Here is a 279-nt window from a genome sequence, read left to right on the forward strand (position 1 = left end):
TTTAGAATTCAGTTTTTTCAATAAAATTTGAGGTAAGGAAATGCTATCAGTAAGTTCTTCAGGTGTTATAAAAATTTCATTGTTAAATAGTTTTTGATACTCGTCTAACTTAGATTTTTCAACTACTCTTATACTTGCATATACTAATTGCTCATATTTAACTTCAACATGTTTGAACATAATTTAAATCTCGATATAAAAAAAGTAATATTATAACTGCTTTTTGTACAAAAATAAATAAATAATTACTCTTTGAGCGAAATTATAGGAGTAGCTAAT

The 279-nt window shown here is 23.7% G+C and carries 1 protein-coding gene; it reads right to left on the reverse strand.

Annotation, left to right across the window (positions count from 1 at the left end; genetic code table 11):
- The coding region (locus ACYSM9_RS21965) for a hypothetical protein (protein ID WP_461859058.1) at positions 1-180 on the reverse strand (180 nt) is incomplete at its 3' end.
- Positions 181-279 lie beyond the last annotated feature (99 nt).

The organism is Arthrobacter sp. C152 (assembly GCF_054890965.1).